15 protein-coding genes and 1 riboswitch are annotated in these 14340 nt (G+C 41.0%); all 15 genes read left to right on the top strand.

The features are described 5' to 3' along the window. Positions 1-4 precede the first annotated feature (4 nt). The 15 genes from ERX37_RS06165 to ERX37_RS06095 all read left to right on the top strand — a co-directional run bounded on the left by ERX37_RS06165 (position 5) and on the right by ERX37_RS06095 (position 13781). Positions 5-466, top strand: a complete 462-nt coding sequence (locus tag ERX37_RS06165; RefSeq protein WP_133429810.1) for a GNAT family N-acetyltransferase — start codon at positions 5-7, stop codon at positions 464-466. A 27-nt stretch (positions 467-493) separates the two neighbouring features. Next, positions 494-931: a GNAT family N-acetyltransferase gene (locus tag ERX37_RS06160; RefSeq protein ID WP_133429809.1), complete on the top strand. Its 438-nt coding sequence runs from the start codon at positions 494-496 to the stop codon at positions 929-931. A gap of 67 nt (positions 932-998) precedes the next feature. Continuing rightward, entirely contained in the window at positions 999-1418 is a 420-nt protein-coding gene (locus tag ERX37_RS06155) for a hypothetical protein (RefSeq protein ID WP_133429808.1), read from the top strand. Between the two features lie 471 nt (positions 1419-1889). Next, entirely contained in the window at positions 1890-3497 is a 1608-nt protein-coding gene (gene nikA, locus ERX37_RS06150) for a nickel ABC transporter substrate-binding protein (RefSeq protein ID WP_373282946.1), read from the top strand. 20 nt (positions 3498-3517) lie between these two features. Next, positions 3518-4462, top strand: a complete 945-nt coding sequence (locus tag ERX37_RS06145) for an ABC transporter permease subunit (protein ID WP_133429806.1) — start codon at positions 3518-3520, stop codon at positions 4460-4462. Beyond that, complete coding sequence (gene nikC, locus ERX37_RS06140; protein WP_133429805.1) at positions 4459-5307, top strand: nickel transporter permease; 849 nt, start codon at positions 4459-4461, stop codon at positions 5305-5307. The genes ERX37_RS06145 and nikC overlap by 4 nt, the downstream gene beginning before the upstream one ends. Beyond that, positions 5300-6136, top strand: a complete 837-nt coding sequence (locus ERX37_RS06135; protein WP_133429804.1) for an ABC transporter ATP-binding protein — start codon at positions 5300-5302, stop codon at positions 6134-6136. Before nikC ends, ERX37_RS06135 begins: the two co-directional genes overlap by 8 nt. Continuing rightward, positions 6133-6933 (top strand): ABC transporter ATP-binding protein, encoded by an 801-nt coding sequence (locus ERX37_RS06130; RefSeq protein WP_341777436.1) that lies wholly within the window; start codon positions 6133-6135, stop codon positions 6931-6933. The genes ERX37_RS06135 and ERX37_RS06130 overlap by 4 nt, the downstream gene beginning before the upstream one ends. Positions 6934-7013: 80 nt before the next feature. Continuing rightward, positions 7014-7589 carry a DapH/DapD/GlmU-related protein gene (locus tag ERX37_RS06125; RefSeq protein ID WP_133429802.1) on the top strand — a complete coding sequence of 192 codons (576 nt, stop codon included), beginning with the start codon at positions 7014-7016 and terminating at the stop codon, positions 7587-7589. A 149-nt stretch (positions 7590-7738) separates the two neighbouring features. After that, positions 7739-7987 carry a hypothetical protein gene (locus ERX37_RS06120; protein WP_133429801.1) on the top strand — a complete coding sequence of 83 codons (249 nt, stop codon included), beginning with the start codon at positions 7739-7741 and terminating at the stop codon, positions 7985-7987. A 231-nt stretch (positions 7988-8218) separates the two neighbouring features. After that, a riboswitch (SAM riboswitch) is annotated at positions 8219-8326 on the top strand. 93 nt (positions 8327-8419) lie between these two features. After that, positions 8420-9352 carry an ABC transporter permease gene (locus tag ERX37_RS06115; RefSeq protein WP_133429800.1) on the top strand — a complete coding sequence of 311 codons (933 nt, stop codon included), beginning with the start codon at positions 8420-8422 and terminating at the stop codon, positions 9350-9352. A gap of 40 nt (positions 9353-9392) precedes the next feature. Then, complete coding sequence (locus ERX37_RS06110; RefSeq protein WP_229713213.1) at positions 9393-10265, top strand: ABC transporter permease; 873 nt, start codon at positions 9393-9395, stop codon at positions 10263-10265. Positions 10266-10276: 11 nt separating this feature from the next. Next, a complete protein-coding gene (locus tag ERX37_RS06105; RefSeq protein WP_133429798.1) occupies positions 10277-11269 on the top strand; it encodes an ABC transporter ATP-binding protein in 993 nt (330 codons plus the stop codon). Continuing rightward, positions 11235-12140, top strand: coding sequence for an ATP-binding cassette domain-containing protein (locus tag ERX37_RS06100; protein WP_133429797.1), 906 nt, complete (start codon positions 11235-11237; stop codon positions 12138-12140). The genes ERX37_RS06105 and ERX37_RS06100 overlap by 35 nt, the downstream gene beginning before the upstream one ends. Positions 12141-12152: 12 nt before the next feature. Then, entirely contained in the window at positions 12153-13781 is a 1629-nt protein-coding gene (locus ERX37_RS06095) for a peptide ABC transporter substrate-binding protein (RefSeq protein ID WP_133429796.1), read from the top strand. The last annotated feature ends 559 nt before the right edge of the window (positions 13782-14340 follow it).

Here is a 14340-nt window from a genome sequence, read left to right as displayed (position 1 = left end):
ATATATGAAATTAATCAGAGCAAATGTTGATGACACTGAACAAATTTGGAAAATGCAGTTAGAGTCATTTCAAAGTTTATTAGACGAATATCAGGATTATCATACAAGTCCTGCAAATGAAAATATTGAGTTAGTTAGAAGACGTTTGGAGCAACCTTTCACTTATTATTATTTTGTCAGTGAAGAAGAAACGATTGTTGGTGCTGTTAGGGTGGTGGATAAAAAAGGAGGAGAAAGAAAAAGAATTTCTCCTATATTTATTTTGCCTCAATATAGAGGTAGAGGTATAGCTCAAAAGGCAATAAAGGTGGCTGAACAACTTCATGGATCTGAACATTGGTTTTTAGAAACCATATTGGAAGAAGCAGGTAACTGTTACTTATATGAAAAAATGGGTTATGTAAGAAATGGCGAAGAAAGAAGAGTAAATGACAAGATGACATTAGTTGATTATATAAAAGGCTGATCATTATTAAGAGTGGAGATTCTATATATGAACGTTCAAATCAGAGCAATAGAGGATGGAGATTATCAGGACCTATTTGAGATTTTAACTGATAAGCGGACTTATCGTTATCAGAGCTGGGTGCTGGAGTCTTTTGATGAGACGGAGGCTTTCCTTAATTTTATTCGTAATGTTGGCGATCATCTGAAATATCTGGTTCTAGAAGATAATGATGCGCATAAAGTTATTGGAGCCTGTCAGATTACTGTGCAGAGTAGCCATCGTAAAGGGGAGATAGGTTATTTGTTGCATCCTGATTACTATGGCAAGGGTTTAGGGACTTATATGGCAGCGTATCTAATCGACTATGGATTCGATGAACTGAACTTAAATCGTATTTTTGCATCTACTGATAGTGAGAATATTGCATCATACAAAGTAATGGAGAAAGTGGGCATGAAGGTTTGCTTAGACAAGATAAGGTGATTGATGGTCAGTTCAGAGATAGTTACGTGTATGGCATTCTAAAAGAAGAGAGAAAAGGGGTCTGATGATGAATCAACAATTGAGGGAAGCAAGAGAAGCGGTAGATGTGGCATTAGATCGTATTGCAGAGATAAAGAAAATTACAAGTAATGCGAAGGCCTGGAGTTGGTTCGATATAATGGGCAACGGCATGCTGGGGAGTTATTTTAAGCGGCAGAATATTAAAAATCTTAATGCGCAAGTTGCGATTCTTAAGGATGATCTGCAGAGAGTGGTAGCGGAACTTGAGGATATTGATTTTTCTGCTGAATTTAGTATATCTGATACTCAGCAAGATGAAGTCTTTGATATCTGGTTTGATAATATTTTTACAGATGCAAGAGTCCATCAGGAACTGACTGATCTGAACAAAAAGATAGAAGAGACTGAGGAGAAGTTATGGGTGATTGCACAAGTTATCGATAGAGAAATGGATGAAACAAAATAGCAGCTATTTTATCTGTTGCAAAAGTGAAAGAAGCTTATAAAAAGTATCCTCATACGTATCCGTCATTCAATCGGGAGTATGCATATAACGTCAACGGCCATATGGTTTATTTCCAGACTGCAGATGGCAAATATGTAGCTCATGTGGTGATGGGCAATCACTAATCATATTAAGCAGTCATTCTCTGTGATTAGAAAATGACTGCTTTTTTATATTAATGAAAAGATATACAAAAAGAAAGTCGAAGGGGAGAGTAAATGAATAAGTCTAAACGGATTAAGCCAAGTTCATGGTCAGTGTTTATTATAACCGGGCTTATTCTTTGCGAGAAATATTATTTAATAGTATTCAAAATATACGAGAAAATTAGTCGGAATAACTCTCTCTATTAGGTACGAAACGTTGACAGCGCTTGCGTTATTGCATACAATTGAAAATAATTATCAATTACGAAAAGAGGATATAATGACGATGCAAAAATTACGTTTTCAGCCGTTTTTAATATTAATAATAGGGGTCTTACTCGTGCTGACAGGTTGCAATAATAAGGAAGAAACAAAAGAAGAAAAAGCAAAAAGTAAGGAGACATTAACTCTCGCCTGGCCAAGGGATATTGGTAAAATGAATCCCCATGTATATAATCCGTCACAGTTATTTGCACAGTCTATGATTTTTGAACCTCTAGTGAGTTACGATAAAGGAGGCAAACTGACGCCTCATCTGGCTGAGTCATGGCAAGTATCAGAGGATGGTAAACAGTATACGTTCAACTTACGTAAAAATGTGAAATTCTCTGATGGCTCAGATTTCAATGCTAAAGTCGTCAAGAAGAATTTCGATGCAATTCTTAAGAATAAAGAGACACATGGCTGGTTAGGTTTAATCTCACGTATCGCTAATACAGAAGCAATTGGCGATCATCAGTTTAAGTTAACGTTAACAGAAGCTTACTACCCGACTCTGCAGGATTTAGCAGTTGTTCGACCTGTTCGTTTTCTCGCTGAATCTGGTTTCCCGAAAGATGGAGATACGTCTAAAGGTGTTGAGAAATCAGTCGGTACAGGTCCTTGGATTTTAGATGACTATAAAGCAGATGAGTATGCAACGTTTAAACGCAATGATAACTACTGGGGCGAAAAGCCGACAGTTAAAGAGATTAAAGTAAAAGTAATTCCTGATGCTGAGACACGTGTTCTGGCCTTTGAAAAAGGAGACATCGACTTAATATACGGTGAAGGTGCGCTGAGTGCTGATTCATTTAATCAACTGAAATCCAATGATCAGTATCAATCAAGTTTATCAGAGCCTGTCGCAACACGTCAGTTAGTGATGAATACAACCAATGATATACTTAAAGATGAAGCGGTTCGTCATGCGCTGCAGTATGGTTTCAATAAAGATGTACTCGTTAAAGAAGTGACATCAGGTATTGAAGAGAAAGCAGATTACATTTTACCGACGAACCTGCCGTATACGTCTGATCTTAAAGTGACACCTATCAACTATGACACAAAAAAAGCAGAGCAATTACTGGATAAAGCCGGCTGGAAATTACCAGAAGGTAAAACAATTCGTGAAAAAGACGGCAAGCCATTAACGGTTTCTATTATGTATAACTCAGCTGAAGCTATTCAGAAGAAAATGGCTGAAACTTTACAGTCTGAGTGGGCAGGTCTCGGTGTTGACCTTAAACTTGAAGGTGTTGAATTGACGACTCAAGTTGAACGATTCAAAGCGAATCAGTTCGACTTGAACTTCTTCAGTAATTATGGTGCTCCTTATGATCCACATGCCTTTGCAAACGTGATTGCAACAAAAGGATTTGGTTTCAGTGAAGCGATTTCTGCTTATCCGAACAAAGATGAACTGATTAAAGATGTGGAGACAGTGCTGCAGTCGACTGATGAGAATGAACGTAAAGAAACTTATAATCATCTGCTCAGTTCACTTCAGGAACAAGGGGCAATCGTACCGATTTCCTACTTGAAGCAGTCAGCGGTTTATCAGAAAGATGTTACTAACTTTAATTTCTCAGCAAACAGGGACGAGCATCCATTCGAAGGGATTCAGAAAAAATAAAGTTTTAATTGGAGTTATGTATGGTTCAATTTATTTTAAAACGTGTTTCGATGATTATACCGGTCTATTTATTCGCGATTTTCATCACATTTGGCATGATTCATCTATCGTCAGTTGATCCGGCGGAAGCTTACTTCTCAGCTGCACATATTCATGCGACTGATGACATGCTGGCAGAAAAACGGCATGAACTTGGACTTGATCAGCCTTTTATCGTGCAGTATGCGAAGGGTGTGGTAGATACATTGACACTTAATCTCGGAAAATCATATGTATCAAACCAGCCGGTATGGAACGAAATTTCTCTTAGATTAGTGCCGACATTGTTATTATCTATAATCAGCCTGATTTTAGCGGTCGTTATTAGTGTGCCGCTTGGATTTCTGGCGGGTATAAAAAAAGGGAGTGGAATCGACCATCTGAGTCGCTTCCTTTCTTTTGTTGGTGCGTCTATTCCATCGTTCTGGTTAGGCTACCTGTTTATTTATTTCTTCGCAGTCAAACTCAATCTGCTGCCAGTCGGCGGAATGGAAGACTGGACGAACTATATTCTGCCTGCCTTGACGCTTGCTTTCCCGCTGATTGCCATCTATACACGTTTACTGCGTGTCAATGTGATGGAACAGCTGAAGGAACCTTACGTTCAGTTTGCCAGAACGAGAGGGCTGAAACCTGCAGCGATTTATGGCAAGCATTTACTGAGAAATTCGATTTCTCCGATGATAGCTGGTCTTGGCATGAACCTTGGCCACTTATTGACAGGTGCGATTATCGTGGAAGTCGTGTTCTCATGGCCGGGTTTCGGTCGCTATTTTATCGATGCAATCTTCAACCGGGACGTACCTGTTATACGAGCCTATATTATTATAGCGGCAGTCGTCTATCTGCTCAGCAACCTGCTGGTGGATATCATTCAGATGTTTATTAATCCGCGCATCTACAGAAAAGGAAGTCAGTTCAGATGAAAAAGGTGATAAAAGGTTTCGGCCAGCAGAAGATGATTATTTTCAGTGTCACAGTTCTCATCATCCTTATATTGGTTGCGTTGTTTGCACCTTGGCTAGCACCTTATAATCCGCTCAAAGTCGACCTGCCGGAAAGATTGCAGTCGCCTTCTGTTCAGCACTGGCTGGGGACGGACCATCTCGGTCGTGATATGCTGTCTCGACTAATTCACGGGACGCGTATTTCACTTGGCTATGCTTCCCTGATTTTTGCTGCTGCTCTTGGTATCGGACTGATTGTCGGTATCATTGCAGGATACACAGGCGGTATCGTTGATCAGATTCTGATGCGTTTAGGCGATGGTCTGATGGCGATTCCGAGTCTGATCTTTGTCCTCGGTTTTGTCGGTATATGGGGGACAGGCATCAAGCAGGTTGTCCTCGGTCTGATTATTGTTCAATGGGTGTATTATGCTCGTATCGTCAGAGGACTCGTACAGACGGTGAAAGAAGAGAACTATATCACTGCCTCTAGAATTGGCGGTGCTTCACAACTTGCTGTTATTACACGGCATATCCTGCCTAATCTTTTGATTCCTTTAACAGTGATCGGCACACTGGAGATGGGCTGGGCGATTATGAGTCTGTCGTCCATGTCATTCCTTGGACTTGGCGTTCAACCGCCCACACCGGAATGGGGTGCTATGATCAACGAGGGCAAAGCTTATATTCAGACGAATCCGATGCTTATGGTCTATCCAGGATTACTGATTTTTATCGTTGTCAGCTGCTTTAATCTCTTAGGTGAATCGTTATCTGAACGTTACGGCATCGACCGCAAATCATACAGGAAAGGGGATGTATAATATGACTGAAACCGTATTAACGGTCACCGATCTTGTAGTAGATGTGAAAGAACAGCGACTTGTTGATCAAGTCAGCTTCTCCATCAATCGTGGCCAGATTCTAGGTCTTGTCGGTGAAAGTGGCTGTGGTAAGACGATGACGAGTAAAGCGATTATGCAGCTGCATCCGTCGCATGTCGAGACAACGGGACATATCCGGTTGTTTGATCAGGAACTGAACGAGGCGTCGGATAAAGTGATGCGCCAGATCAGAGGGAATATTATTACTTTGATTATGCAGAACCCGATGAGCGCGTTTAATCCGGTCTTTACAATCGGTCAGCAATTCATTGAAACGATTCGTACGCACCGCAGAGTGAGTAAGAAAGAAGCACGGCAGCTCGCTGTCAATACGATGCTCGAGCTGGAACTGACAGAGCCGGACCGCATTATGAAGAGCTATCCCTTCGAATTAAGTGGCGGTATGCTGCAGCGTGTGATGATCGCTATGGCGGCCTGTATGGAGCCCGCTTTAATCATTGCAGATGAACCGACGACAGCCCTTGATTTGCACAGTCAGAAAAGAGTACTGATGCTCCTTGAGAAAGTACGGGCAAAGTGGGGCACAGCTATTCTGCTTATTTCTCATGATTTAAGTGTAATAGCAGAAATGGCGGATGAAGTGGCAGTGATGAAGGACGGCAGAATCATAGAAAAGAATGATGTCATCAATCTTTTTGACGCGCCAGCACAACCTTATACGAAGCAGCTGCTCACTTCTCGTCTGTCGTTATACACGACGAAAAAACCTTATTCATTTGACTATGAAGATAAAGTGGAGCGATCATGATGAGTCTATTGAATGTAGAAAACGTCAGTTATGAAGTGAAGCAGAGCAGGCTATTCGGTCGTAAATTACCGGTTAAAACTATTCTGCAGGATATCTCATTTTCGATAGAAGAGGGAACGTGTCTGTCATTAATCGGTACAAGCGGAGCGGGCAAGACGACGCTCGGTAAGATGGTGCTGGGTATTAATCATCCAACAAGCGGTCAGGTTTTATTTATGGGCGAACCGGTTTATAATACTTCCAATCAGGCTGTTAGACGTAATATTCAGGTAGTCTTCCAGGATCCGGTGTCATCCGTCAATCCCTATATGACCATAGAGAAAATTATTACAGAACCTTTGCTCAATATGAAGGTCTCTAAAGAAGAACGACGAAGAGAAGCAAGAGATATCATAGAAAAAGTAGGACTTAAAGTTTCGGACTTACAGAAGTACCCTCATCAGCTCAGCGGCGGCCAGCTGCAGCGTGTGACTATAGCCCGAGCGATTATCGTTAAGCCGAAACTAGTCGTGCTGGATGAAGCGGTGAGTAGCTTAGATATGGTAACGCAGAGTAAGATACTCGAACTGCTGATTGAACTTAAAACAGTTGCTCAGCTGACGTATCTCTTTATTACGCATGATATCCGTGCGGCGTTCACGATATCTGACCGCATCGGTGTGCTTGAGGAAGGGAAACTTGTTGCGATTTATGACAACTCGACTGATTTCCTGCAGTCAAAATATCCAGTTGTTCAGCGATTGAAAGATAGTATTCTAGCTGAACACCCGCTGTTTAGAACAGTGCGGAAAGTATAGATCAGAACACTGGAGGTCAAAAATCTTCAGTGTTTTTTATTAACCGTTACAATGGATATAACACGACTTTAGGAGGATATATGAAACTCGTTGATAAAATCCAAGGTATTGAAATATTAAAAGATGATGCAGTGTATGACGAAATTCATGAGCATAAAGGTGATAATGAACAGTTATCCTTTGAATTAAATACAACGTTCAGAACGAATGAAGAAGTACTGAAGGTTCTAGAGAAAATGACAGGTCAGACCATTGATTCAAGCGTTGTGGTCTCGCTGCCATTCTATACGGATTACGGCAGACATATGAAGTTCGGCCGTGATATCTTTATTAATAAGAATGTGACCTTCGTTGATTTAGGCGGTATCGAGATAGAAGATCAAGTACTGATCGGTCCATCAGCACGACTGATTACAGTGAACCATCTGACAGATCCGGCTAAAAGACGTGGACTGATAGTGAAGAAAATCGTTGTGAAGAAAAATGCATGGATTGGTGCGAATGTGACCGTGCTGCCAGGTGTAATTATCGGTGAGAATGCAATAGTGGCAGCAGATTCAACAGTAACGAAAGATGTACTGGCGAATACGATTGTCGCAGGCACACCTGCAAAAGTGATAAAGAAAGTTGATCAAAAAACAATCCGTTTCTCATAACTGGGAAGCAGATTGTTTTTTATAGGCGTTATTATACCACTTACATATTGATATAGACCGTTCAGTCAGGTGCTATATCTTTAAAGAAATCTTTTTGTTTTAATGTAAGAGAAGTAAACAGCAAGTTGATGAAAGGGAGATGGTAAGAGGTGCAGCTGGATATACAAATTGATTCGAATTTGTCGGAAGAAGTCATCAGAATATCAGCACCACAGATGACAGAAGAGCTGCAGCAGGTTATTGCCAGTGTGGAAAAAATCTATCAGCAGAAGAAACTGATTGTGATGGAAGATAAGTCGGTCTGCGCAGTAATGACAACAGGTGAACGCCTCAGACTGGGAGAGCGATTATATCAGCTGGAAGAATGGTTGGTGTGCTTATATCGAAATCTGAGATAGTGAATATCAACTATATCAATCGTCTGAAGCGGAATTAGCACAGTAACGGGCCTTAATGGTTGCTTTCACATAAAGAAAGAGTATTTTAATAAGAAAAAATAGTTAGATAAATAATAAAATTATTCGAGTAATAATATTTATTTAAAAAGAAGTTTTAAATATGTGGTTGACGTATGTTTTTTTTAATCGTAATATAAGTTCTAGAAACACCACAACTAAATAACTAAAGTTTTCTTATCCAGAGAGGTGGAGGGACAGGCCCTACGAAACCTCGGCAGCAGAGTCAGTTTATACTGAAAACTGTGCCAATTCCTGCAACGCAAGTTGTAAAGATGAGACGAGACTATTGGCATATACTATCCCATGGACTTGTTCGAGTCTATGGGATTTTTTTGTTGTTATTCCTGAATTTAACTAAAGGAGATCATAAGATTGGTTTTTATCAAAAAAATTCTTAGCTTAGTGGTGACGATGTGGCTGATTGTGACGATTACGTTCATCATCATGCACTCCATTCCTGGTGATCCGTTTTCTAACGATTCAAAAGCATTGTCTGCTGATCAGTTACAGAACATGAAGGCGAAGTTTCATCTGGATGAACCTTTGATTGTTCAATATTTTATTTATCTTAAGAATATTGCCACTTTCAATTTAGGGCCATCCATCCAGTCTGAGAGTCGTGATGTAAACACGATTATCGGGGAAGGGCTCGGTGCTTCAGCTTTACTTGGTGTCCAGTCAATTGTTGTGGCATTACTGGGTGGTATTATACTCGGTACTTTAGCGGCTATCTATAAACAACGGATTCCTGATTTTATTTCTTTATTCATTGCCATTATCGGCATTTCTGTCCCGAGTTTTATTTTAGCTCCGCTATTGATTAAGTATTTAGGTGTGGAATGGCATTTACTTCCTATCGCCAATTTTGATTCCTGGTTGCACTCGGTTAATCCGACCATTGCTTTAGCGGTAGGTCCTCTTGCCATTATTACGCGTTATGTACGAAGTAATATGATTGAGGTGCTGAATTCCAATTACATCAGAACGGCTAAAGCAAAAGGACTGCCGATGTCATATATTATTACTCAGCATGCTCTCCGCAATACTTTATTACCTGTTATTACGTTTCTAGGTCCACTCTTCGCTGCTGTAGTGACGGGGACATTTGTAGTTGAAAAAGTATTCTCAATCCCGGGCATCGGTAAATATTTCGTCGAGAGTATCTTTAATCGCGATTATCCTGTTATTATGGGTACCACCATTTTCTATAGTTTTGTGTTACTTATTACTTTACTGCTGGTGGATGTAAGTTACCGTTTGATTGATCCGAGAATATCCTTGAAAAGTGGTGAGCGCTTTGAATGATACATTGACGTTTGAAGCTGTTGAACAGCAGCCTGTTGAGATCACGTCTGATAGACAGTCTACTTTCAAAGAGTTTATACGCAATTTTTGTCGCCATAAGCTGGCAATTATCGGATTAATTGTATTATTTTTCATTACACTTTTCGCGATTATTGGACCTGTCATATCCGGTCATAGTGGAGCGGAACAGTCACTGATTGATGGCAATCTGGCCCCTGACAGTAAACACTGGTTTGGTACTGATGATTTGGGTCGTGACGTCTTTACACGGATCTGGCTGGGTGCCCGCATCTCTTTAGGTATCGGTATTATCGCAGCGACGATTGATATCGTTATCGGTATAGCAGTAGGTGCAGTTGCAGGTTATTCAGCGGGCAGAAGCAAATTAGGAGACCGCATTGACAGTGTTCTGATGAGAATTGTAGAAGTACTTTACGGTATTCCTTATCTGCTGATTGTTATTCTGCTGCTCGTTCTGATGAAGCCGGGTCTTGTGACGATGATTGTTGCACTAAGTTTAACGGGCTGGGTGAACATGGCCCGTATCGTCCGCGGGCAGGTACTGCAGATTAAGCAGCAGCAGTTTATCACGGCAGCAGAATTACTCGGCTCAAGTCATCTGACAATTATTGCAAAGCACATCTTGCCGAACATCATGGCAGTCATCATCGTTAACCTGACCTTTACGATTCCTTCAGCTATCTTTGCTGAATCATTTCTCAGCTTCCTTGGACTAGGCGTGCAGGCCCCATCTGCCAGCTGGGGCACGATGGCCAATGATGCACTGAGTGTCATTTTAAGTGGTGAGTGGTGGCGTCTCTTTTTCCCGTCACTACTGATAGCACTGACGATGTTCTCATTTAATGTCATAGGTGATGGGCTGCAGGATACGCTGCAAGTAGAAGCTGAATAGGAGGAAACAGGATGACCGCATTACTCACCGTTGATAATCTGGAAGTACAGATTAAAAAGCGGAAATCGACAACAGAAATCATTAAAGGCGTCTCTTTCTCGATTGAAAAAGGAGAAATATTTGCTTTAGTCGGGGAAAGCGGCAGCGGAAAAAGCATGACGACTCAGGCAATTTCAGGCATGCTGCCACGCAATATCGATGTATCAGCTGACAAGCTTGTCTTCAATGACAGACAGCTAAACAGGTTGAAAGATAAGGAATGGACTGCGATACGCGGCACTGAAATTGGCATGGTCTTTCAGGATCCGATGACGTCACTCAATCCGACGGTGACAATCGGCAAGCAGCTGATGGAGATTTTCACTGTGAAGAAAAAGATGTCGAAAAAAGCGGCCAGAGAACAAGCGATTCGATTGCTGGAGGATGTAGAGATCGCACTGCCGGAAGCACGTCTTAAGCAGTATCCGCATGAACTGAGCGGAGGGATGAGACAGCGTGTGCTGATTGCGATGGCAGTGGCCTTATCACCGCAGCTAATTATTGCGGATGAGCCGACGACAGCGCTCGATGTGACGACGCAGAAACAGATTCTGAATCTGCTGTATAAGTTAAAGGAACAGTCTGATAGTGCAGTATTGCTTATCACACATGACTTAGGCGTGGTAGCAGAGATTGCAGATAAAGTGGGCATCATGTATAGCGGCCGGATAGTCGAGACCGGGACAGTAGAAGATATTTTTCATCATCCGAAACATCCTTATACGATTGGATTACTCAGTTCATTAGTCGGTGAACAGACGGATAAAGAGAAACCTCTGCATTCTATTAAAGGTACGCCTCCACAAGCCGGACAGATAACTGAAGGCTGTCCATTCGCCAGTCGCTGTCCGCTGACCATGTCTGTCTGCCTGACCCATTATCCGCCAGCTTATCAGACGGGGCAGCACTCAGCCCATTGCTGGCTACTGGATGACAGAGCGGAAGGAGCACGAGTCAATGACTGATGCTTATGTAGTACTTAAAGATGTATCCAAGTTTTATCGTAAGAAAGGAGGCGGCTCCACACAGGTCTTACACGATGTAACTTTTGATATCCGGCGCGGTGAAGTACTCGGAATCGTAGGAGAAAGTGGCAGCGGCAAGTCTACGTTAGGAAAACTGATCACTAAAATTGAACCTTATCAGCATGGAAGCATCACTTTTGATGGCCAGGAAATTTCAAAGCTGTCAGGTCAGAATCTGAAACGATTTCGCCGTCGCGTGCAGATGATCTTTCAGGATCCGGATTCTTCACTTAATCCGCGTATGAAGATTAAGGATATCATTTTAGAAGGGGTGAAAGGATTCGACATAAAGCTCGCTGTCTCAGAAGAAGATTATGTTGATCAATTGCTGAGTGAAGTCGGTTTATCGTCAGATTTCAAGTATCGTTATTCCTCTGAGCTGTCAGGGGGACAGAAACAAAGGGTCGGTATTGCACGTGCGCTGGCCGTGGAACCTGAACTGCTGATTGCTGATGAACCTATCTCAGCACTGGATGTCTCCGTTCAGGCGCAGGTGCTCAATCTGCTGCGCCGTCTGAAGAAAGAGAAGCAGCTGACCTATGTATTTATCGGCCATGATCTTAATATTGTCCGTTATATCAGTGATCGAATCGTTGTCTTATATAATGGTGCACTGCTTGAAACAGGCAGCAGTGAACAGATATTCAGTCATCCACAGCATCCCTATACAAAGCGACTGCTTGATTCAAGTCCTGTACTGGATCCCTCACGCAGAAAACCAGCTTCACCGGAAAAGGAAATACGTCCAGATTATGGACCTGTCTCATCATATATTGAAATCAATCCAGGGCACTTTGTGGCTCAACATTAAAGGAGAAGACAAATGAAGAAAATTTTAGTATTGTTGACAGCGTTATTAGTGATTTTAGCAGGATGTGGCGATAAGAAGTCAGAACAGACAGGACAGAAAGATCAGACTGCGAGCAAGAAGCCGGCGAAAGAACAGGTTCTGAATCTGAATTTAGGTGGAGAACCGTACACACTCGATCCTGCCTTTGCATCAGATACGACTTCATGGTGGGTCATTGACAGCATCTATAGTGGTCTCTACAAAAAAGGGAAGAACGGTGAACCTGAACTTGAAGCAGCTGAAAAAGTAGACGTTTCTCCGGATAAGAAAACTTATACGTTTACATTAAAAGATGGCTTAAAATGGTCAAATGGAGATAACCTGACAGCGAAAGATTTTGAATATGGATGGAAACGTGTCTTAGATCCGAAGACGGCTGCCTACAGTCCGTCAGCATTATATTTCATCGAAGGTGCAGAAGCTTACAACACGAAAAAAGGTAAGCTTGAAGATGTAGGTATTCATGCGAAAGATGATAAAACACTTGTAGTAAAATTAAAAAATCCAATCAGTTTCTTCCCTAAAGTCATTACAGGCGCGCCTTATTACCCGGTTAACAAAAAAGCAGTTGAGAAAGGTAAAAACTGGGCAGCAAGTGCTGATACATTAGTATCTAACGGACCATTTAAACTGAAAAACTGGAAACATAATGATTCACTTGCGATTACAAAAAATGATCAGTATTTTGATAAAGATAAAATTAAATTATCAGATGTTAATTTCCGCATGGTTGCTGATACCAATACAGAATATCAGCTTTATCAGAGTGGTGATTTAGACTTACTCGTTTCAGTACCGGCAGATATTCTGAAAAACGTGAAAGATAGCAAAGAACTTGTCAGCTATGATAATTTCTCAGTAGGAACTTATTCATTTAACGTTAACGAAAAACCTGTAGATAACAAAAAAATCCGTCAGGCGTTAAGCTACGCGATTGACCGTCAATCATTCGTAACCAATGTATTAAAAGGTGGACAGAAGCCGGCATACGGTTACGTATCATATGGTGTTAAAGACAGTGAAGGTAAAGACTTCAGAGATGACGGCAAAAAATATTATGAATATGATCCAGCAAAAGCGAAGCAGCTTCTGGCAGAAGGATTAAAAGAAGAAGGACTGTCTCAATTACCTAAATTGACTTTAAAAACAAATGGTGAAGGAATCAACAAGAAATCAGCAGAAGTGATTCAGGAAATGCTGAAGAAGAACTTAGGAATTGATGTCAGCATCGAAACTCAGGAATGGAAAACATATATTGATACATTTAAACAGAAGAACTTCCAACTTGCACGTATGGGTTGGAATGGCGATTTCCTTGATCCATATCCAGTGTTAGCGTTATATGCATCAAACAGTTCAAGTAACTTCACAAACTGGAAAAACAAAAAATATGATCAGTTATTAGAACAATCACTTAAAGAAAAAGACGATACAAAACGTCTTGAACTTCTGCATCAGGCAGAAGATATTCTGATGGACGAATTACCGATCTTACCTGTAAACTTCGGTTACTCAAATTCACTGATTAAAGAAAATGTTAAAGGCGTAAAAACAGATGCCCTCAGCAGACCGAACTTCATATATGCTGAGAAACAGGAATAGTTAATAAAAATGCGGCTCTCCAATTGGAGAGTCGCATTTTTTAATATGAGCTGTTGTTAAAACAATACCTTAAATTTTCCTTAAATATGTAATATAAAATAATTTATTGGAGTGAACGGTGCCATACTAACAACGGGATTATTACTGACTATCACTCACCATTTAGATGCAAATGCAAAAGGTGGAATTAGTCCAACTCACGAGGTTGACGAGTCAGTGATTTCGAGCCAATCACTTGTTCATCCGGAATGATTGAGGGCTAAAAATGTAGCAGCTTTGAAAAAAGGTACGTTTAAATATAAGGGTGTGGGCTTAGGTTAAACTTTCGGTCAGATTGAATCAGTTTTTAGAAAACCTATGCAGAAAGATTTTGACAGGATGGAAGGAATCACATATGGTGATTTAATCTATGTAGATAAGAAAGACAATATTATTCTTGTTTTTCTGAAGAGAAAAATAAGTCAGTTAAGCAAAAAGACCACAAGGCAATTGCTTATGGAATGGTTATCAACAGTCCTTTGAAATTCAATTCTATTAAGAATCAGCTGGGTCAGTATAA

The organism is Macrococcus hajekii, from assembly GCF_004359505.1.
GTDB lineage: Bacteria > Bacillota > Bacilli > Staphylococcales > Staphylococcaceae > Macrococcus > Macrococcus hajekii.
This window is presented reverse-complemented; position numbering and strand designations above follow the sequence as displayed.